General features: G+C 72.6%; 18 protein-coding genes and 1 riboswitch. Of the genes, 2 read left to right on the top strand and 16 right to left on the bottom strand.

The features are described from left to right. Positions 1 to 119 precede the first annotated feature (119 nt). Positions 120 to 1,115 (top strand): AsnC family protein, encoded by a 996-nt coding sequence (locus AB0J55_RS37485; protein ID WP_364259904.1) that lies wholly within the window; start codon positions 120 to 122, stop codon positions 1,113 to 1,115. Here the strand turns inward: AB0J55_RS37485 and AB0J55_RS37480 are convergent. The 10 genes from AB0J55_RS37480 to AB0J55_RS37435 all read right to left on the bottom strand — a co-directional run bounded on the left by AB0J55_RS37480 (position 1,112) and on the right by AB0J55_RS37435 (position 14,295). Beyond that, entirely contained in the window at positions 1,112 to 2,041 is a 930-nt protein-coding gene (locus tag AB0J55_RS37480) for an RluA family pseudouridine synthase (protein ID WP_364259901.1), read from the bottom strand. The genes AB0J55_RS37485 and AB0J55_RS37480 overlap by 4 nt on opposite strands. Continuing rightward, positions 2,038 to 2,610, bottom strand: coding sequence for a signal peptidase II (lspA, locus tag AB0J55_RS37475; protein WP_364260181.1), 573 nt, complete (start codon positions 2,608 to 2,610; stop codon positions 2,038 to 2,040). Before lspA ends, AB0J55_RS37480 begins: the two co-directional genes overlap by 4 nt. A gap of 89 nt (positions 2,611 to 2,699) precedes the next feature. Next, complete coding sequence (locus AB0J55_RS37470) at positions 2,700 to 3,275, bottom strand: hypothetical protein (RefSeq protein WP_364259898.1); 576 nt, start codon at positions 3,273 to 3,275, stop codon at positions 2,700 to 2,702. 4 nt (positions 3,276 to 3,279) lie between these two features. Further along, complete coding sequence (locus AB0J55_RS37465) at positions 3,280 to 3,876, bottom strand: hypothetical protein (RefSeq protein ID WP_364259895.1); 597 nt, start codon at positions 3,874 to 3,876, stop codon at positions 3,280 to 3,282. Positions 3,877 to 3,892: 16 nt separating this feature from the next. Further along, positions 3,893 to 5,227 carry an aminotransferase class V-fold PLP-dependent enzyme gene (locus AB0J55_RS37460; RefSeq protein WP_364259892.1) on the bottom strand — a complete coding sequence of 445 codons (1,335 nt, stop codon included), beginning with the start codon at positions 5,225 to 5,227 and terminating at the stop codon, positions 3,893 to 3,895. Between the two features lie 39 nt (positions 5,228 to 5,266). Continuing rightward, a riboswitch (SAM riboswitch) is annotated at positions 5,267 to 5,381 on the bottom strand. Between the two features lie 78 nt (positions 5,382 to 5,459). Then, positions 5,460 to 6,938: a potassium/proton antiporter gene (locus AB0J55_RS37455; RefSeq protein WP_364259890.1), complete on the bottom strand. Its 1,479-nt coding sequence runs from the start codon at positions 6,936 to 6,938 to the stop codon at positions 5,460 to 5,462. A gap of 96 nt (positions 6,939 to 7,034) precedes the next feature. Then, on the bottom strand, positions 7,035 to 7,712 hold the full coding sequence (locus AB0J55_RS37450) for a metalloregulator ArsR/SmtB family transcription factor (RefSeq protein ID WP_364259887.1): 678 nt from the start codon (positions 7,710 to 7,712) through the stop codon (positions 7,035 to 7,037). Positions 7,713 to 7,878: 166 nt separating this feature from the next. Then, entirely contained in the window at positions 7,879 to 9,504 is a 1,626-nt protein-coding gene (locus tag AB0J55_RS37445) for a penicillin-binding transpeptidase domain-containing protein (RefSeq protein WP_364259884.1), read from the bottom strand. Positions 9,505 to 9,579: 75 nt separating this feature from the next. Beyond that, entirely contained in the window at positions 9,580 to 12,747 is a 3,168-nt protein-coding gene (gene ileS, locus AB0J55_RS37440; RefSeq protein ID WP_364259881.1) for an isoleucine--tRNA ligase, read from the bottom strand. A gap of 237 nt (positions 12,748 to 12,984) precedes the next feature. Beyond that, positions 12,985 to 14,295, bottom strand: coding sequence for an MFS transporter (locus AB0J55_RS37435; protein WP_364259878.1), 1,311 nt, complete (start codon positions 14,293 to 14,295; stop codon positions 12,985 to 12,987). 64 nt (positions 14,296 to 14,359) lie between these two features. On the opposite strand from AB0J55_RS37435, the gene AB0J55_RS37430 reads away from it, so the two are divergent. Beyond that, complete coding sequence (locus AB0J55_RS37430) at positions 14,360 to 15,106, top strand: metalloregulator ArsR/SmtB family transcription factor (protein ID WP_364259875.1); 747 nt, start codon at positions 14,360 to 14,362, stop codon at positions 15,104 to 15,106. Between the two features lie 77 nt (positions 15,107 to 15,183). Here the strand turns inward: AB0J55_RS37430 and AB0J55_RS37425 are convergent, their stop codons facing one another. The 6 genes from AB0J55_RS37425 to pgeF all read right to left on the bottom strand — a co-directional run bounded on the left by AB0J55_RS37425 (position 15,184) and on the right by pgeF (position 19,267). Then, positions 15,184 to 15,735, bottom strand: a complete 552-nt coding sequence (locus AB0J55_RS37425; protein WP_364259872.1) for a hypothetical protein — start codon at positions 15,733 to 15,735, stop codon at positions 15,184 to 15,186. Between the two features lie 123 nt (positions 15,736 to 15,858). After that, positions 15,859 to 16,713, bottom strand: a complete 855-nt coding sequence (locus tag AB0J55_RS37420) for a DivIVA domain-containing protein (RefSeq protein ID WP_364259869.1) — start codon at positions 16,711 to 16,713, stop codon at positions 15,859 to 15,861. A 52-nt stretch (positions 16,714 to 16,765) separates the two neighbouring features. Next, positions 16,766 to 17,041, bottom strand: a complete 276-nt coding sequence (locus AB0J55_RS37415) for a YggT family protein (RefSeq protein WP_013224824.1) — start codon at positions 17,039 to 17,041, stop codon at positions 16,766 to 16,768. A gap of 115 nt (positions 17,042 to 17,156) precedes the next feature. Next, positions 17,157 to 17,756, bottom strand: coding sequence for a cell division protein SepF (gene sepF, locus AB0J55_RS37410; RefSeq protein WP_364259866.1), 600 nt, complete (start codon positions 17,754 to 17,756; stop codon positions 17,157 to 17,159). 96 nt (positions 17,757 to 17,852) lie between these two features. Next, complete coding sequence (locus AB0J55_RS37405; RefSeq protein WP_364259863.1) at positions 17,853 to 18,566, bottom strand: YggS family pyridoxal phosphate-dependent enzyme; 714 nt, start codon at positions 18,564 to 18,566, stop codon at positions 17,853 to 17,855. Then, the gene (pgeF, locus tag AB0J55_RS37400) at positions 18,563 to 19,267 is read right to left on the bottom strand and encodes a peptidoglycan editing factor PgeF (protein ID WP_364259860.1); all 705 of its coding nucleotides are present in this window, start codon (positions 19,265 to 19,267) and stop codon (positions 18,563 to 18,565) included. The genes AB0J55_RS37405 and pgeF overlap by 4 nt, the downstream gene beginning before the upstream one ends. Positions 19,268 to 19,296: the final 29 nt, after the last annotated feature.

The following is a 19,296-nucleotide window of genomic DNA, read 5'->3' as shown; positions in this document are numbered from 1 at the left end:
CTTCGACTGTTGTGCTCCCGGCCGACCCTAACGGAGATCACCGACAGAAACGGCGGACCGTTCGCCCGCGGCGGACGGCCTGCGGCACCGCGGATCGGCGAAGCGGTAGCGTTCGAGGGGTGCCCGTGACCGATCCCGCCGACATCCGCCTGCTCGCCGCGCTCGCCGACCTCGGCAAGGCGGCCGTGCACGAGCTCGCGGCGAAGGTCGGCATGGATCCCCGCGAGGTCGCCTACCGGCTGGTCGCCCTCTCCGGCAGCGGGCTGCCCCTGCTCGTCGGCGTGGAAAGCGATCCGAACGGCCTGCGCGCGGCCATCGCCGGCGCCCCGCCGTCGTGGGCGAACCGGCCGCAGTACCCGCCGTCGCAGCCGGTGCCGCAGCAGCCCGCGGCGCCGATGCCGCCGCCGGTCCAGGGGACGCCGTCGGGTCCGTACACGGTCCAAGGCGCACCTTCGGGGCCGTACACCGTGCAGGGCGCACCTTCGGGGCCGTACCACGTCCAGGGCACGCCGTCCGGGCCGCACCAGGTCCAGGGCACACCGTCCGGCCGCTATCCGGGCCCGCCGCCGCAGCGGCCGGCCCGGCCGGCCACGCCGCCGCCGGTGCCGCTCGACCCCGCCGTGAGCACGTGGGGCATTCCGCAGACGGCGTCCTGGGCCCGCGGTGACCAGCCGCCGGCCGCCCCCGCCGGTGGCAAGCGGGGCAAGCTCGGCGAGGTCATGGAGACCCAGGGCCTGGAGGGCGAGCAGCTGTCGGTGCAGTTGCTGGAGGTCCAGGACCCGGCGGACTACCTGTTCGGCGCGGCCGGCTACCGCCTGGAAGACGGCGAGCGCGCGGTGGTCGTGCACACCGAGATCACCAATCGCGGGCCGATCCCGTTCGCCTCATTGCCGGACAACTACCTCGAGCTGCTCGCCGCCGACGGCCAGGCGATCGGCAAGGCGCCGGTGTCGCTGACCTCGCGGCCGCCGCACAAGATCGGCGTCAACCCGGGCGAGACGCTGGGCGGCCACACGGTGTACGTCCTGCCGGACGCCACCCGCGTGGTCTCGGTGCGCTGGAGCCCGCGGCCGGAGCCGGACGAGCGCACGCTGATCTGGTCGATCGAGGATTAGTAGCTTTCTTCTCGCAGGATTTCCAGTGCCTTCGCGAGGTCGTCCGGGTACTCGGACTCGAACTCGACCCACCGGCCGTCCGCCGGGTGCGCGAAGGCCAGCGTCTTCGCGTGCAGCCACTGCCGGCTCAGCCCGAGGTGGCGGGCGAGCACCGGGTCCGCGCCGTAGGTCAGGTCGCCGACGCAGGGGTGCCGCAGGGCCGAGAAGTGGACGCGGATCTGGTGCGTCCGCCCGGTTTCGAGCTTGATGTGCGCGAGCGACGCCGCGCGGAACGCCTCGACGACCTCGTAGTGCGTCACGCTCGGGCGGCCGCCCTGGACGACGGCGAACTTGTAGTCGTGGCGCGGGTGCCGGTCGATCGGGGCGTCGATCGTGCCGCGCGTCGGGTCCGGGTGGCCCTGGACGATCGCGTGGTAACCCTTGTCGACCGTGCGCTCCTTGAACGCGCGCTTCAGCACGGTGTACGCGTGCTCGCTCTTGGCCACCACCATCACGCCGGTGGTGCCCGCGTCGAGCCGGTGCACGACGCCCTGGCGCTCGGCCGCACCCGACGTCGCGATGCGCAGGCCGGCCGCGGCGAGGCCGCCGACGACGGTCGGGCCGGTCCAGCCCGGGCTCGGGTGCACCGCGACGCCGACCGGCTTCGAGATCACCACGATGTCGTCGTCGTCGTGCAGGATCTGCATGCCCTCGACCGGCTGCGCGACGACCTCGACCGGGTTCGCCGGCTCCGGGAGGGTGATCTCCAGCAGGCCGCCCCCGGAAAGGCGGTCGGACTTGCCCGCGGGACGGCCGTCGAGCAGCACGTCCCCGGCTTCGGCGAGCTCGGCGACCACCGTGCGGGACAGCCCGAGCAGCTTGGCGAGGCCGGCGTCGACCCGCATCCCGTCGAGCCCGTCGGGTACCGGGAGCATCCGCGAGCTCACGCCTGCTCCTCCGGCGCCTGGGCCACCTTCTTCTTGTCCTTGGTCGACGTGCCGTCGTAGTCCTTGCCCAGCAGGGACAGCAGCACGATCAGGGCGCCGCCGACGCAGATCGCGGAGTCGGCGATGTTGAAGATCGCGAAGCCCTTGCCGTTGGGGGCGAAGGCCGAGATGAAGTCGACGACGTGGCCCTGCAGCCCGCCGGGCGCGCGGAAGATGCGGTCGGTCAGGTTGCCGGTGGCGCCGGCGAGCACCAGGCCGAGGCCGATCGCCCAGCCGATCGAACGCAGCCGCCGCGACAGCCAGATGATCGCGATGACCACGGCGAGTGCGACCAGGGCGAGCACCCACGTCATGCCCGTCGCCATCGAGAACGCGGCGCCGGGGTTGCGGATCACCTGCAGGTAGATCAGCCCGCCGAGGACCTTGACCGGCTCCTTGCCCTCCAGGTTGGCCACGACCAGGTTCTTCGTCACCAGGTCGATCGCCCAGAACACGACGGCGACCGCGAACACCCAGCCGACCCGCCGCTTCGGCCGCGGCTTCGCCGGTTCTTCCGGCGTCTCCTGCACGGTCTCGGGCGCCGCCTCGGCGGCGGCTTCGGTGTCGGGTTCGGAGTGGCTGGGCTCGGTGCTCACCGGTCCATTGTCCACGGCGCTGGTCAGGTCCCGTCGGCGGCGGTGACCGGCCCGCGCAGGAGCACGGCGAACGCGGCCGCGAACAGCACGCCCGCGGCGGCGACCGCGCCGGGCACCGGGGGCAGGAACACGGTCGCGACCAGCACGAACACCCCGGCCACGGCGGCCAGGAACCAGCTGCGCTCGTAGCCGGCCAGCAGCAGGAGGCCGAGGGCCGCGAGCAGCGCGCCGCGCACGTCGCCGCCGAGCCGGAGCTGCAGGAAGCCGGCCAGGTCGAGCAGCGGGACGGCGGCGAGCGCCCCGAGCGTGCCGAGCAGGAACCGGCCGGGACGCGGCGGCCGCAGCTGCCGCCAGTACCAGCCCGCCGCGGCGAGCACCACGCAGGCGAGACCGGCGAGCCAGCCGAGCCTCGCCGAGGGCACCGCGTCGACCGAGACCGCGGTCGCGTACGCCCTGCCGTTCAGCACGCTGGTGCTGACGGCGTTGAGGCGCTGGTAGCCCTCGAGGCCGCGGGCCGGAACCAGGGCGACGGCCGCCATCACCAGCAGTGCGAACCCCAGGGCGGCCAGGGGGAACCAGGACCGCCGTGAACTCCCCATCGCGTCAGGGTATCGGGCGCGGGTTCGCCCGCAGCAGGGCGATGAAGGCGGCGGCGAGCACAATCAGCGCCGAACCGAGGACGCCCACCAGATCCGCCGAGAGCACGACCGCGACCAGGGCGTACGCGGCCGCCGTCACCAGGATGAGACGGCTGCGTTCGTACGCGGCGAGCAGCAGCAGGCCCAGCGTGGCCAGCAACGGGCCGCGCAGGCCGTCACCCAGCCGGAACTGCCACGATCCGACCAGGTCGAGCAGCGGGACGGCGAGCAGCGCGCCGATCGTGCCGAGGACGAACCACGCCATCCGGCCGGGGCGCCGGGTGAGCGCGTACCAGACGGCCGTGCCGACGACGACCACGCCGAGCGCGACCAGCCATCCAGGGCCGTTCGGCAGGCCGCTGCCTCCCACGTGGAAATCCAGGGGCATCCGCAGCGCGCGGCTGTACTCGGTCGCACCGGGCGGGACCGCCGGCCGGAGCAGGAGGTTCGCGGATTCGCTCTCGGCCCGGCTTCGGCGGGCCAGCAGCTGCACCGCGGCCAAGCCGATCTGCGCGAACCCCAGCAGTGCCAGCGGAAACCAGGAACGCGGCCCTCTCCCCATCGGCCCAGGCTAACGCTCAGCAGAAGGGCGGCAGCTCCCGCGGGTCGCCGACCGGCGCCCAGCGGCCGTCCACCTTCGCGTACTCCCAGCGGGCGCCCCGCGCGACGATCTGCCGCAGGGCCAGCACCACCCGGTCGACGTGTTCCTCGGTGCTGCCGAGGCCGAGGCTCACGCGGACCGCCTGCTGCCCCTCGCCGCCGGTGACGCCGATCAGGCGCTTGGCCGCGATGTGAGCGCAGAAGGCGCCGTCGCGGACGCCGATGCCGTACTCGGCGGACAGCACCGCCGCGAGCCACCCCGGGTCGAAGCCGTCGACGACGAAGCTGACCGTGCCGACGCGGTCGACCGGCGCGTCGAACAGCCGCAGCTCGGCGCAGCCCGGGATGCCGTCGAGGCCCTTGCGCAGCCGGGCGAGCAGCGCCTGCTCGTGCGCCACGACCGCGTCCCAGTGCCGGCTCAGGGTTTCGCACGCGACGCCGAGGGCGTACACGCCGACGGTGTTGGGCGAGCCGGCTTCGTGGCGCTCCGGCCCGGTGTTCCAGACGACGGCGTCCTCGGTGACGAGCTTGGTCGCACCGCCGCCGGCGAGGTAGGGCCGGGCCGCACGCAGCCAGTCCGCGCGGCCGATCAGCGCGCCCGCTCCGAAGGGTGCGTACAGCTTGTGGCCGGAGAGGGCGACGTAGTCGACGTCCAGTTCCTTGATCGAGATCCGCCGGTGCGGGGCCAGCTGGGCGGCGTCGAGCGCGACGCGGGCGCCGTGTTTCCGCGCCACCGCGGCGATTTCCGCCACCGGCAGCAGCTCACCGGTCACATTGGACGCTCCGGTGACGACGACGAGCCGCGGGCCCTGCGGGGCGGCCGCGAGCGCCTCGTCGACGGCGGCCACCGCGGCCAGGCGGGTGCGCGGGGTCGGCAGCCGGCGCACGTTCGGGCCCGGCCACGGCAGCAGTGCGGCGTGGTGCTCGGTGTCGAACACGATCACCGTGGTGTGCCGCGGCAGGCTGCGGGCGAGCAGGTTGAAGGCGTCGGTGGTGTTGCGGGTGAACACGACGGTGTCGGTCCGCCGCGCGCCGGCGAAGCGGCGCAGGACGTCGCGGGTGCGCTCGTAGAGCTTGGTGGAGACCTGCGAGGCGAAGCCGGCACCGCGGTGGACGCTGGCGTACCAGGGCAGGAACTCGTCGACCTTCGCCCGGACGGCGTCGAGGCAGGGGGCGCTCGCCGCGTGGTCGAGGTTGGCGTACCCGATGTCCCCGCCGGTCACCAGCGGGACGCGCAGCGCCGCCCCGGCGACGGCCGGGATGTCTTGCGCGGCAAGAGTTTCGGGCTGCGTGCGGTCGATGGCCAGAGTCATCGGGTGCCTCCTCGGCGATCCGGGGGACCCCCGGCGAGGGGCCCGCGCTTGCCCGTCGCACGGCGCGACCGGCCCGGTCTTCACCCGGGGCACCCCACCGCGGTAGGAGGGTTGCCGGCCAGCAAGCCGGGGCTTCGCGCTGGCACTCATGACCTGGTTCGAAAGGTAACCGAGAGCGCGCCCGGCCGCCAACCCCCGTCGCACATTCTGAGACGCCGCTCACAGAGCGTGCTCAGCGCCCGGACTCACCCCGCCAGCGGGCCAGGCGCCCGGCCCGGTCGACCGCGCGGAGCCGGCGTTCGACGGCGTCGCGGACGGCACTCGTCGTCACCACCAGCAGCTGGTCGTTCTCCTGAAGGCGGCTCGTCTTCTGCGGGGTGAAGCCCGCGCCGGCGCGGACGACCAGGCTGATCGTCGCCCCGACCGGCAGCCGCAGCTCGGACAGGTACACGCCGTGCAGCTTCGACCCCGGCTGGATCCGGACCTGCAGCAGCTCGGCGCCCAGCTCGTCCAGCGGCGCGGAGTCGACCTCGATCTCGTGCGCCTCGGACTTCCTGGCCAGCCCGAGCCGGCGGGCGAGCGGCCCGAGCGTCGCCCCCTGCACCAGCGTCAGCACGATGACCAGCACGAACACCGCGTCGACCAGCCGCTGGGCGCCCGGCAGGCCGTGCGACAGCGGGATCATGGCGAGCACGATCGGCACCGCCCCGCGCAGCCCGGCCCACGACAGGAACGCCTGCTCCCGCCACGGCAGCCGGAACGGCAGCATGGACAGCACGACGGAGATCGGCCGCGCCAGCAGCAGCACGACGGCGCCCGCGACCAGGCCCGGCACGATCGCGTCGAGCAGCCGGCTCGGCGAGGCGAACAGGCCGAGCAGCACGAACAGCCCGATCTGCGCCAGCCAGCCCAGCCCTTCGGCGAACGACAGCGTGTCCGACCGGTGCGGCAGCCGCGAGTTGCCGAGCACCAGGGCGGCGACGTAGGTGGCGAGCAGTCCGGACGCGTGCAGCAGCTGCCCGGACGAGTAGGCGACGACGCACACCGCGACCGTGGCGAGCGGGTAGAGGCCGGTCGCCGGCAGCGCGGCCCGGCGCAGCGCGAACCCGCCGAGCCAGCCGAAGGCGAGGCCGATCACCAGGCCCGCGGTCAGTTCGTAGACCACCAGCAGCGGCAGCGTCCAGTCCACAGTGGTGCCTTCGGCCAGTACCACGACGGCGATGTAGGCCGGCGCGTCGTTGATCCCCGACTCGAGTTCGAGCGCGCCGGTGAGCCGTTTTCCGATGCCGGCCGTGCGCAGGACGGAGAACACCGCGGCCGCGTCGGTGGACGCGAGCACCGCGCCCCACAGCAGCGCGAGCCGCCAGTCGAGCCCCAGCAGCCAGTGCAGGCCGGCGCCGGTGACCGCGACGCTCACCACGACGGCCACTGTGGACAGTGCGATTCCGGTGCCCAGCGCGGGTTTCACCGCCGACCACCGAGTGGTCAGGCCGCCTTCGGCGAGGATCATGACGAGCGCCGCGAGGCCGAGCGACTGGGTCAGCTCGGGGTTGTCGAACCGGATGCCGAAGCCGGCTTCGCCGAGGAGGACGCCCATCGCGAGGTAGAGCAGCAGCGAGGGGAGGCCGAGCCGGATCGACACGCGCACGGCCAGCACGGAGGCGAGCAGCACGACACCGCCGACGCCGAGCAGCACGGGGAGCTGGTCCATGCCGCCTCCTCCCGAGTGCCGTGGGGCACTCAGAATAGTGAAGCGGCGGGGTTAACTCGTTCGTGTACCGCTGCCCCGCGGTGGACACCCGGTGTGTTAAGGCCGGCCCAACGTGCCGAAATCGACTCCCAGCGCCGCGAACGGCGCCTCCGCCAGCACCTTGACCGCGCGGTGGCCGTCGCGGCGCACCCAGCCGGCGTCGACGGCCCGGTCGAGCAGGGCCGCGGGCAGTGCTCCGGCCAGGTGGTCGCGGCGCTCCGTCCAATCCAGACAGTCACGCAGCAGCGGCCGCCGCCCGGCGGCGACCGGCACGCCGAGCTCGCCGAGCTTTTCGCGGCCGCGCGGGGTCAGCGTCAGCCCGTCGGCGGTGTCGACCAGGCCGGTGGCCAGCATGCCGTCGCGGAGGGCGACGCCGAGCTCACCGGCGAGGTGGTCGTAGCAGGTCCGCGCGAACCCGAGCCGCCGCACCCGCAGCGACGGCTTCAGCCCCGTCACCGGGCGATGCTCGGCGTGCTGGGCGAGGTGCTCGATCAGCTCGGCGACCCGCGGGTCGGCGATCCGGACGTAGCTGGCGCGCCCCTGCTTGACGCGGACGACGAACCCGGCGCCGGCCAGCCGCGTCACGTGTTCGCTCGCCGTCGACAGCGCGATCCCGGCCGCCTTCGCGAGCTCACCGACGGTCCAGGCCCGCCCGTCCAGCAGCACGAGGCACATGGTCGCCCGGCTCGGGTCGGCGAGCACCGCGGCCACCTCGGCCAGCGCGATCGTCTCCATGCCCCCACGCTACGACCCCGACCCTTCGCCCGCGGCCGAACCATCGCACCGGACCGGCCGGCTCGCGTACCTGCAGGGTCGGTTGGCGTACCTGGACGGTCGGCTCGCCGGCCGACCCTCTGGGTACGCGAACCGGCTCCCTGGGTACGCGAACCGACCCTCCGGGTCAGAGGGGTTTGAGGAACTTGGCGGCCAGCTGGACGGCCGGGCCCGAGTCGTTGGAGTTCTCCAGGACCACGGCGAAGGCGATGTTCCCGCGGTAGCCGACGAACCAACCGGTGGCCTGCTCGCCGTCGCCGAACTGGGCCGTGCCGGTCTTGCCGAACACCGTGCCCGCCGACGCCGCGGCGTGGCCGGTGCCGCTGGTCACCACCGCGCGCATCAGCTTCCGGACCTCGGCGAGCACCGGAGCAGGCGGCGGCGAGTAGCCCTTGACCACGGTGGTCTCCAGGTCGTGCCACAGCCTCGGCGTGATCGCCTTGCCGGCCGCGACCGTGGCCGCCATCAGCGCGCCGCCGAGGGCGCTGGCCTGGATGCGGCCCTGGCCGAACCCGTCCTCGACCTGCTCGTCCTTGCTCGCCGCGGGCTCGACCTTCCCCAGTTCGGTCTTGATGCCCGGGATCTCGTAGTCGGCGTTGAGGCCCAGCTCGTCGGCGGCCTTCTGCAGCCCGTCCGCCGGCAGGGCGAGCGCGAGCTGCCCGAACGTCGTGTTGCACGAGCGCGCGAACGCCGTCTGCAGGTTCGTGGCGCCCAGCTCGAAGTCCTCGTTCTTGACCGTCCGCGTGCCGATCGTCGCGACCCCGGGGCAGTCGACCGGCGACGTCGCGGTGAGGCCGCTCTGCTGGATCGCCGCCACCGAGGTCGCGATCTTGAACGACGACCCCGGCTCGTACAGGCCGCTGAGGGCCTTCGGGGCGTTCCCGGCCGCGGCGTTCTGCGCGACGGCGAGGATGTCGCCCGAACCGGTGTCGAGGGCGACGAGCATCGCCGACCCCTGGTAGCCGTCCACCGCGGCCTGGGCCGCGCCCTGCGCCGCCAGGCTCAAGCTCGACACCATCGGCTTCGCGCTCTCGGCCGGCACCTTCCCGAACAGCGTCTCGACGCTCTTGCCGCCGGCGTCGACGCGTTCGACGGCCAAGCCGCCGCCGGCCGCCGCGGTGACCTGCCCGGTGAGCGCCGTGCGCAGCAGCGGGGCCGGGTTGCCGTCCACCAGCCGCGCGACGCCGGCCCGGCTGAAGACCAGCGGCTTCCCGTCGCGGTCGGCGACCGCGAGGGTGTCCTGCGGAGCAGTGCTGATCACCAGCCGCTGGCCCGCCTCCAGCTTGGGGTGCAGCAGTGACGGCGCCCAGTGCACGAGCCACCTCCCGCCGCCTTGCGCGAGCTCGAAGGGGACGTCGTAGGTCCAGACCTGGCCCGGCTTCAGCGTCCACGAGAGGCTGAACGTGCCGCCCGTCTTCTTCGTGCCGGCCGGCGTCGGCTGCAGGACGGTCAGCTTCGCCGCCACCGACGCCGGGTTCAGCGTGTTCCGCGTGCTGCGCAGGGCCACCGCCGCGGCGGTGTTGTCGTCGGTCAGCCGGGCGGCCGCGTCGGGGTTGTTCTCGGAGAAGTCCTGCAGGTACTCGGTGATCGCCGAGTGCGGATCGAGGGCGCCGGGGCTCTCCACCGCCGTCGCCCCGGTGGCGGCCTCCGGCGTCGATCCCCCGCTGTTCAGCAGGAAGAACGCCGCGGTCACGATCACGACGACCAGCAGCGCGCCGCCGATCAGGATGCCGCGTCTCTTGCCAGGGCTCATTCCGGTTCCCCTCCCCCAAGGAGCCACCCGCGGGTGGCCGGTCGAGTCTGCACCCTACCGGCCACCCGGCGGCAATCAGGCCTTCGCGACCGCCGCGGTCACCTTCGTGCCGTCGCCGACCGTGCCGGCGAAGCCGTCGCCGGCCGGGCCGTAGGTCACCGACGTGGCCAGGGTCTCCGCGGCCAGGAACTCCTGGTGCACCCGAGCCGCCTCGACGACCTCGGCCGGCGCGTCGACGGTCAGCGCGATCCGGTCGGCGACGTCGAGCCCGGCGTCGCGGCGCGCCTGCTGCACGACCCGGACCAGGTCGCGGGCCAGGCCCTCGGCCGCCAGCTCCGGCGTCACCTCGGTGTCGATCAGCACCAGCCCGGAGCCGCCGGGCAGCTCCGCCGCCGCACCGCCGCCCTTGACGACCAGCCGCCGCTCGAACTCGCCCTCGCGCAGCGCGATGCCCGCCGCGACCACGGCGCCGCCCTGGAACGACCAGTCGCCCGCCTTGACGGCCTTGATCACCGTCTGGACGTCCTTGCCCAGCCGCGGGCCGGCGGCGCGGGCGTTCACCGCGACCTCGAACCCGCCGTGCGCGGCGACGTCGGTGGTCAGCTCGACCTCCTTGACGTTCACCTCGTCCCGCAGGATGTCGGCGAACGCGGCCAGCGGTTCGGCGTCCTCGGCCGCCACGACCAGCGACGACAGCGGCAGCCGCACCCGCAGCTTGTTCGCCTTCCGCAGCGACAGCGCCGACGACGCGACCTGCCGCACCCGGTCCATCGCGGTGACCAGGGCCGCGTCCGCGGGCAGGTCGTTGGCGTTCGGCCAGTCGGTCAGGTGCACCGAGCGGCCGCCGGTCAGCCCGCGCCAGACGACCTCCGTGGTCAGCGGCAGCAGCGGCGCCGCCACCCGCGACGTCACCTCGAGCACGGTGTGCAGCGTGTCGATCGCGTCCTGGTCACCGGCCCAGAAGCGGTCCCGCGAGCGCCGCACGTACCAGTTCGTCAGCACCTCGAGGAAGTCCCGCACGGTCTGGCACGCGCCCGCGACGTCGTAGCTGTCCATCGCGTACTCGACGTCGGTGACCAGCTCGTGCGTCTTCGCCAGGACGTACCGGTCGAGCACGTTCGGCGAATCCGTGCGCCACCGGCCCTCGACGCCTTCGGCGTTCGCGTACAGCGCCAGGAAGTAGTACGAGTTCCACAGCGGCAGCACGGCCTGGCGGACGGCGTCGCGGATGCCCTTGTCGGTGACGATCAGGTTGCCGCCGCGCAGGATCGGGCTCGCCATCAGGTACCAGCGCATGGCGTCGGAGCCGTCGCGCTCGAACACCTCGTTGACGTCCGGGTAGTTGCGCAGCGACTTGGACATCTTCGCACCGTCCGAGCCGAGCACAATCCCGTGCGACACGCAGGCGCGGAACGCCGGCCGGTCGAACAGCGCCGTCGCGAGCACGTGCAGCAGGTAGAACCAGCCGCGGGTCTGCCCGATGTACTCGACGATGAAGTCGCTCGGGTAGTGGTGCTCGAACCAGTCGGCGTTCTCGAACGGGTAGTGCACCTGGGCGTACGGCATCGAGCCGGAGTCGAACCAGACGTCCAGGACGTCCTCGACGCGGCGCATGGTCGACTTCCCGGTCGGGTCGTCCGGGTTCGGCCGGGTCAGCTCGTCGATGTAGGGGCGGTGCAGGTTGTCGAGCCGCACGCCGAAGTCCGCTTCCAGCTCGTCGAGCGAACCGTAGACGTCGGTGCGCGGGTACTCGGGGTTGTCCGACTGCCACACCGGGATCGGCGTGCCCCAGTAGCGGTTGCGCGAGACCGACCAGTCGCGCGCGTTCTCCAGCCACTTGCCGAACTGGCCGTCCTTGACGTTCTCCGGGTACCAGGTGATCTGCTGGTTCAGCTCGACCATCCGGTCCTTGAACTGCGTCACGGCGACGAACCACGACGACACCGCGCGGTAGATCAGCGGGTTGCGGCAGCGCCAGCAGTGCGGGTACGGGTGGTCGTAGGTCTCGTGCCGCAGCAGCAACGCGCCCTGCTGCGCCGCGGATCCCGTGCCGTTCTTCAGGTCGCGGATGATGTTCGGGTTGGCGTCGAACACCTGCTGGCCGGTGTAGTCCGGCACGGTCGCGTCGAACTTGCCCTGCGCGTCGACCGGCGTCACCGGGGCGATCCCGGCGGCGTCGGTGACGACCTTGTCCTCTTCACCGTAGGCGGGCGCGATGTGCACGACCCCGGTGCCGTCCTCGGTCGTGACGTAGTCGGCGGCCAGCACCTGGTGCGCGTTGTCGGCCCCGAGGAAGTACGGGAACGGTGGCGCGTAACGGGTTCCGAGCAGCTCCGCGCCCGTGTAGTGCGCGACGGCCGTCGGCTCTTCGCCGAGTTCCCGTGCGTACGCGGCAACGCGCGCTTCGGCGAGCAGGAACCGCTTGCCGGGAAAGCTTTCGCTCTCCACGACGACGTACTGGACCTCGGGGTGCACTGCGGTGGCCATGTTGGACGGCAGCGTCCACGGCGTCGTCGTCCAGATCAGCAGGTACGTGCCGTCGAGGTCGTTCCCGTTGCCCTGCAGGCGGAAACCGACGGTGACGGCCGGATCCTGCCGCGTCTGGTAGACGTCGTCGTCCATCCGCAGCTCGTGGTTGGACAGCGGCGTCTCGTCGCGCCAGCAGTACGGCAGGACGCGGTAGCCCTCGTAGACGAGTCCCTTGTCCCACAGGCGTTTGAACGCCCAGAGCACCGACTCCATGTAGGAGACGTCGAGCGTCTTGTAGTCGTTGTCGAAGTCGACCCAGCGGGCCTGGCGGGTGACGTAGTCCCGCCACTCGTTCGTGTAGCGCAGGACGGACTCGCGCGAAGCCTCGTTGAACTTCGCGATGCCCATCTCTTCGATCTCGGACTTCTCCGTGATGCCGAGCTGCCGCATGGCTTCGAGCTCGGCGGGCAGCCCGTGGGTGTCCCAGCCGAAGCGGCGCTCGACCTTGCGGCCCTTCATCGTCTGGTAGCGCGGCACCAGGTCCTTGACGTACCCGGTGAGGAGGTGGCCGTAGTGCGGCAGGCCGTTGGCGAACGGCGGGCCGTCGTAGAAGACGTACTCGTTGTCGCCGTGCTCGCCCGCGGGCCGGGCGTCGATGGTCGCCTGGAACGTCCGGTCCGTCTCCCAGTAGGCGAGGACCTGCTTCTCCAGCGCGGGAAAGGACGGCTGCGCGGGGACGCCTGCGCCGTCGTCAAGCTGGGCCTGGGGGTACATCCCGGTGCTCCTCGGTTCGTCGCTCTCGTACGGACGACCGGCTCCCGGTCACCCACACGGGGACGAGACGCCTGACGGCGTTCCGCGGTACCACCCCGCTTGCCCGGCACGTGCTCCCGGACCGCTCGTTCGACGGCTGTCACGGGCCGCACCCGTCCGGTTCTACTGAGAGCGTGACGCTCGGTTCTTCCGGAGGCTCCCCGGTGATGGCCGGATCGACGCCTGTTGCCTACCAGGTTAACCGGCCCGCGCAACCGGGTTGTCACGAGGGGCAGGTACACCGGCGAGCGTCACGCCGATCGCCACGAGCCACAACGCCCCGGTGATCAGCCCCACCGCGTGCAGCCCGGTGACGAAGCCGTTCCCCACCGCGGCGCCGAGCACCGCCACCCCGAGCGCGCCGCCGGCCTGGCGGGCGGTGTTGTTGATGCCACTGGCGGCCCCGGCCCGCCCGGGCGGGACACCGCCGACCGCGGCCGTCACCACCGCCGTCGTCAGCAGGCCCATCCCGGCCCCGAGCCCGAGCAAGGTCGGCAGCAGGGCCGCGTACCCGCTGGTTCCGTTGAGCAGCACCAGGTTCAGCATCCCAAGCGCGCCCAGCGCCAGTCCCGCGACCATCAGCGGCCGGGGCCCGAACCGTCCGGTCAGCCGGCCCGCCACCGGCGCCAGTGCCGAGAGCGGGAGGAACAGCGGCAGCACTTCGAGCCCGGCTCGCAGCGGTCCCGCGTGCCGCACGCCCTGCAGGTACAGCGTGAGCACGAGGATCGTGCCGATGCCGACGAAGTTCATCGCCGCCGCGACGAAATTGGCGGCCGCCGTCCGCCGGGCGACGCCCAGGGGCAGCATCGGGTGCGCCGACCGGTGTTCGACGAGCAGGAACGCCCCCAGCAGGACCACCGCGAGCCCTCCGGCGACGACACTCCCGCCGATGATCGCGTAGACGCCAGCCCCGAGCGCAGGCGCGGCCGTCGCGATGCCGGCGACGTCGACCCGCCCGGGCCCGCGCTCGCCGCGCGGGACGAGCCGCCGCGTCGCGAAGACGGCCGCGAGCACCACGGGGACGTTGAGCCAGAACACCGGCCGCCAGCCGGCCGCGGTGACGACGGCGCCGCCCAGCACCGGGCCCGCCGCCAGGGCCAGGGCGGAGACGCCGGCCCAGATCCCGAGGGCCCGCGCGCGCTCGGCGTGTCCCGGATAGGCGTTCGTGATCACGGCGAGGGTGCCAGGCAGCAGCAACGCCGCGCCCAGGCCCTGTCCGGCCCGGGCGGCGACCAGCCAGGCCACCGACCCGGCCAGCCCGCACGCGGCCGACGCCGCACCGAACACCGCGAAGCCCGCGAGGACGACCCGGCGGTGGCCGAAGACGTCACCGAGAGCCCCGCCGGTGAGCAGGAACGCGGCCAGGACGACGGTGTAGCCGTCCACCACCCACTGCAGCGCCGCGAGGCCGGCGCCGAGATCGGTGCCGAGGGCGGGCAGGGCGACGTTGACGACGGTGACGTCCAGCTGCACGAGGAACATGCCGGCGCACATGGTGAGCAGGAGCATGCCTCCAGTGGACCGCGCGGACACTTCCGTCGCGGTGGAAGCGTGCCGGGGGCATCCTGGGGACATGGAAGGCGACGCCGACATCGCCCGCACGGCCACGCTGTTCGCGGACCCGGCGCGGGTGCGCGTGCTGCTCGCGCTGGCCGACGGCCGGGCGCTGGCGGCGTCGGTGCTGGCCGCCGAAGCGCGGCTGTCCGCCCAGGGCGTCAGCGCGCACCTGGCGAAGCTGCGGGACGCGGGCCTGGTCGTCGCGGAGAAGTCGGGGCGGCACCGGTTCTACCGGCTGGCCGGGCCGGACACCGCCGAGCTGCTGGAGACGCTGGCGCGGTTCTCGCCGTCCCAGCCGGTGACGTCGCTGCGCGAGGGCACGCGAGCGGAGGCGTTGCGGACGGCCCGGACCTGCTACGACCACCTCGCGGGCCGGCTCGGGGTGGCGGTCACGTCGGCGTTGCTGGCGCGGGGCGCGCTGTCCGGCGCGCCCGACACGCGACGGCGTCCGGGCGACCGGATTTCCGCTCCGCTGCGCGAACACCCGTACACGCTGGGTCCCGCGGCTTCCGGGGTGTTCGGCTCGCTGGGGGTGGACCTGGATCTCGTCGCGGCGGGACGGCGTCCGCTGCTGAAGTTCTGCCTGGACTGGAGCGAACAGCGCCACCACCTGGCGGGCGCGCTGGGCGCGGCCGTCGCGGCCCGGTTCGTGGACGCGGGCTGGGTCCGGCGCCGCGCGCGAGCCCACCGCGCGCTCACCCTCACCGCGGAGGGCGCGGCGGCCCTGGAAACCCACCTGGGCCTGGCCGACCTCGCCGCCTGACGGGCATCACGCGTGATTGGAGAGGCATCACGCGTGATTGGCGGGGCATCACGCGTGATCAGGGGGTCGACACGGGGTCAGCGGTGGGCGGCGGCCAGGGTGGCGTCGGGGGTGCAGGTGGCGCAGGGGGTGAAGCCGAGCTGGCGGGCCTCGCCGACGCCGATCGGGATCAGGTCGCGGGTGCCCAGCCAGGCGCATGTGCGCAGGTGGTAGCGGGGGTGCTCGTCCACCACCACGACCTCGTCCTCGAGGTCGGCCAGGACGGCGACGTCGGCCTCCGGGGTCTCTTCGACGCCCGGCTCGGCATCGGCCTTCGTTTCGGTCTCGGCTGAAGCGTCGGCGGGTACCTCGGCCGGTTCGGGCGCGTCGGCCAGGTCACCGGCGGCCGGGATCAGGGTGGTCTGTTCTTCGGCCGGTTCCGCGGGCGCCACGTCCGGCTCGGCGGGTGGCTCGGCCGGCGCTGCGGCAGCAGGGCGGCGACGGCGGCGTAGCCAGTCGGCGACCAGGATCAGCCCGGCGAGCACCGAGAGGCCGATGGAGACCCACGCCCACAGCGAAGAAGCGGTGATCAGCGCCGTGACGAGCAACCCCAGAGCCGCCAGCACGAGGACCAGCACGATGTACAGCACGCTGCATTACAACACGAACCGGACGGGCGCGGACCACGACCCGCCCACCTGCCGTACCGGATCGGCTCCGAACCGTGGCCCACCCCCGCCGGACGGACCGGCGGGGGTGGGCCCGGAGGAAACTCAGCCGGCTTCGGCCCGCGGGCCGAACGAGTAGCCCTGGCCGCCGCTCGTCGAACCGGACGACTGCCCGGAGTTCGACGAGGCCGACGCCGGGGCCGCGGAGCCGCGGTCGTCGAGTTCGCGCAGCTGGGACTCGAGGAACCCGCGCAGCCGCGTGCGGTACTCCCGCTCGATCGTGCGCAGCTCTTCGATCTTCTTGCCCAGCCCGCTCTTCTCGGAGTTCAGGCTGTTCATCGTCTCGGTGTACTTCCGCTGCGACTCGCGCTCCAGCGTGGTCGCCTTGTCGCGCGCCTGGCGCTCCAGCGTCTCCGCGCGGGTCCGCGCGTCGTTCAGCATCGTGTCGACGCGGGTGCGCGCCTCGTTCACCATCGAGTCGGACTTCGCCCGGGCGTCCGAGAGCAGCTGCTCGGACTTCGTGCGGGCCTCGGCCAGCATCCCGTCGGACTCGGTCTTCGCCTCGGCGGTGAGCCGGTCGGCCATCTCCTGGGCCAGGCCCAGCACCTTGGCCGCCTGGACGTTCGGCTCCGTGCTGTCGCCCACCATCGAGTGCGACTGCGTCTGCTCCATGGCCGACTGCGGCGGCGGCACCGGCGCCAGGCGCCGCGACGGCTCTTCGCGCATCGGGGGCGCACCGACGTTCGCCTTGGCGCTTTCCAGCTCGCTGCGGGTCGACTCGAGCTCCGCGTCCAGCTGTTCCATCTGCTGGCGCAGTTCGTTGTTGTCCTCGATCAACCGGGCCAGCTCGGTCTCCACCAGGTCGAGGAACGCGTCCACCTCGTCCTCGTTGTAGCCCCTCTTGCCGATGGGCGGCTTGCTGAACGCGACGTTATGCACGTCAGCGGGGGTCAACGACATCAGATCACCTCACGCACTCCATGGCCTGCAGGGTCCACCCAAGTCTCCCCGATCAACTTGGAGTCGCCAGTTGCATCGCGAAGAACACAACCAACAGCAGCACCATAATCGACAAGTCCAGTCCGACGCCGCCGATCCGGACCATCGGAATGATCCTTCTGAACAAGCGGACCGGCGGGTCCGTCACTGTGTAGATGGTCTCGAGCGTGACCGCAACCCCTCCGGCCGGATGCCACTCACGAGCGAACGTCCGGACGAGTTCGACCACGATCCGCGCCGTCAGCAGCAGCCAGAAGGCGAACAGCACGTACCAGACGACCAGCCACACAGCTTCCACGTACCTACTCTAACCGGGCGTCCTCCTCGAAGACGCAGTTGAGGGGGCCGACCCCGGATCGGGTCGGCAAAGTCACGTCTGCTTGCGCTCAGCGGTAACGCCGACTTCAGCCCCGCAAAAACAATCCGCCCTCGGCAATCCGCCGACGGTCTTCCGCGGTGACGTCCACATCGGGCGGTGAGAGAAGGAACACCTTGTTGGTGACCTTGTCCATCGACCCTCTGAGCGCGAACGCCAGCCCGGCCGCGAAGTCGACGAGCCGCTTCGCGTCCGCGTTCTCCATCTCGGTGAGGTTCATGATCACCGGGATGCCCTCGCGGTAGTGCTCCCCGATCGCCCGCGCCTCCGCGTAGCTGGTCGGGTGCAGCGTGGTGATGCGGCTCAACGGGTCACGCACCGGCTGGCGCACGACCGGCTCGACGACCGGGCGCAGCCGCGCCACGGGCTCCGGCTGCCGATCCATGGCGAGGGCGCCGTGGACGGCGGGCTCGGCGCTGGGCACGGAGCGTGACCGGCTGCGGCTGACGGGCTCGTCGTACGTGTCGTCGACCTCGCGGTACCGTGAGCGCGACGACCGAGGGGCCGGCTCCTCGTAGGAGTCGTAGTCGTCGTCGTAACCACGCCGGTAGTCGTCCCCGTCGTCGTAGCCGTCGTCGTCAGCGGGCACCATCCCGAAGTAGGCCTTCAGCTTCTGCAGCGCGCTCATGCCTCTCCCTAGCCCTAGCCGCTCCCGCACCGACTGTTTCCACGCCGTCAGTGCCCCGCGCGGGCGGCCACGAAACGTGACGACCGCGCGAGCTCCCTACGGCGAGGCTAAACCGCGTCCACCGAGCAGCGCGGTTCCGACACGCACACAGGTGGAGCCGTGCGTGATCGCCTGCTCGAGATCATGGCTCATCCCGGCGGAGACGTCTGCGGCATTCGGGTGATCTTTGCGGAGGTCCTCTCCCGCGCGAGCGAGCCGCTCGAAGGCGGCCGCCGGGTCCGCACCCAGCGGCGCGACGGCCATCAGGCCGCGAAGCCGCAGCTCATCCGTCTGCGCGATCCGGTCGGCCAGCTCCTTCAGCTCGCCGAGCGGGCAGCCGCCGCGCCCGGGGTCGTCGTCGAGGCTGGCCTGGATCAGCACGTCGAGGGGTTCGTCACGTATCTGGGCGGTTTGAACCGCACGCACCGCCTTGGCGAGCGCGTCGGCAAGTCGCGCCGAATCGACGGACTGCACCTCGTCCGCCCATCCGACCACCGACTTCGCCTTGTTCCGCTGCAGCCGGCCGACCATGTGCCACCGCAGCCCGGGGACTTCGGCGGCTTTCGGGCCGGCCTCCTGGTCGCGGTTCTCCCCCACATCGGTGACGCCGAGCTCGGCCAGCAGCGCGACGTCGGACGCGGGGAAGGTCTTGGTGATGGCGATCAGCTTGACCTCTTCGCGGGCACGCCCGGCGGCGCGGCAGGCGGCGGCGATCCGCTCCTCGACCTCGCGCAGGTTTTCGGCCAGCTCGGCCTTCCGGTCGGGGCTCATGCCTCGACCCAGGTGATGCCGGCGATCCGCCCGGTGGTCCCGTCGCGGCGGTAGCTGAACAGCGTCTTGTCCTCGTTCGTGCACCGCGGGTCGACGCCGATCTTGCCGACACCCAGGTCGGCGAGCTGCCGCCAGAGCCCGGCGCGCAGGTCGAGCCCGGGCGTCCCCTTGCGTGTCTTGCAGGCGCTGCCGGGGACGTGTTTCTCGACGTCGGCGGCCATTCCGGCGGGGACCTCGTAGCAGTCGCCGCAGATGGCCGGCCCGAGCAGGGCCTCGATGCGCCCCACCTCCGCACCGGCCGACCGCATGGCTTCGATCGCGGCCGGGACGACGCCGACCCGTGCGCCCACCCGCCCCGCGTGCACCGCCGAAACCACCCCGGCCTCGGCGTCGGCCAGCAGGATCGGCACGCAGTCGGCGACCAGCACCACGAGCGCGACGCCCGGGGTCGCGGTCACCAGGGCGTCGGTCGCCTCCGCCGCGGCGGTCTCCGAGCCGTCGACGATGGTCGCCGTCCGGCCGTGGACCTGCTCCATCCAGGCCAGCTTGTCCTCGGCCAGGCCCAGCTCGGCGGCCAGGCGCTTGCGGTTGGCGTAGACGTTGCCCTCGTCGTCGCCGACGTGGTCACCCAGGTTGAAGGTGTCGTAGGGCGGCCGTGACGCGCCGCCCGCCCTGGTCGTGACCACTCGCCGAACCCGCACGAAATCCTCCTGAACGTGAGAAAGGCCGC

Origin of the sequence: Amycolatopsis sp. NPDC049688 (assembly GCF_040674975.1) — a bacterium.
Lineage (GTDB): Bacteria > Actinomycetota > Actinomycetes > Mycobacteriales > Pseudonocardiaceae > Amycolatopsis.
Note: the sequence above shows the minus strand (reverse complement) of the source record. Positions and strands in the feature narration are given on the sequence as shown.

What these genes read in the sequence shown, in the direction of transcription:
- AB0J55_RS37470 (WP_364259898.1), bottom strand. Translation starts at nt 3,275, where the DNA reads ATGGGGAGTTCACGGCGGTCCTGGTTCCCCCTGGCCGCCCTGGGGTTC.
- AB0J55_RS37465 (WP_364259895.1), bottom strand. Translation starts at nt 3,876, where the DNA reads ATGGGGAGAGGGCCGCGTTCCTGGTTTCCGCTGGCACTGCTGGGGTTC.
- AB0J55_RS37460 (WP_364259892.1), bottom strand. Translation starts at nt 5,227, where the DNA reads ATGACTCTGGCCATCGACCGCACGCAGCCCGAAACTCTTGCCGCGCAA.
- AB0J55_RS37455 (WP_364259890.1), bottom strand. Translation starts at nt 6,938, where the DNA reads ATGGACCAGCTCCCCGTGCTGCTCGGCGTCGGCGGTGTCGTGCTGCTC.
- AB0J55_RS37450 (WP_364259887.1), bottom strand. Translation starts at nt 7,712, where the DNA reads ATGGAGACGATCGCGCTGGCCGAGGTGGCCGCGGTGCTCGCCGACCCG.
- AB0J55_RS37445 (WP_364259884.1), bottom strand. Translation starts at nt 9,504, where the DNA reads ATGAGCCCTGGCAAGAGACGCGGCATCCTGATCGGCGGCGCGCTGCTG.
- ileS (WP_364259881.1), bottom strand. Translation starts at nt 12,747, where the DNA reads ATGTACCCCCAGGCCCAGCTTGACGACGGCGCAGGCGTCCCCGCGCAG.
- AB0J55_RS37435 (WP_364259878.1), bottom strand. Translation starts at nt 14,295, where the DNA reads ATGCTCCTGCTCACCATGTGCGCCGGCATGTTCCTCGTGCAGCTGGAC.
- AB0J55_RS37430 (WP_364259875.1), top strand. Translation starts at nt 14,360, where the DNA reads ATGGAAGGCGACGCCGACATCGCCCGCACGGCCACGCTGTTCGCGGAC.
- AB0J55_RS37420 (WP_364259869.1), bottom strand. Translation starts at nt 16,713, where the DNA reads ATGTCGTTGACCCCCGCTGACGTGCATAACGTCGCGTTCAGCAAGCCG.
- sepF (WP_364259866.1), bottom strand. Translation starts at nt 17,756, where the DNA reads ATGAGCGCGCTGCAGAAGCTGAAGGCCTACTTCGGGATGGTGCCCGCT.
- AB0J55_RS37405 (WP_364259863.1), bottom strand. Translation starts at nt 18,566, where the DNA reads ATGAGCCCCGACCGGAAGGCCGAGCTGGCCGAAAACCTGCGCGAGGTC.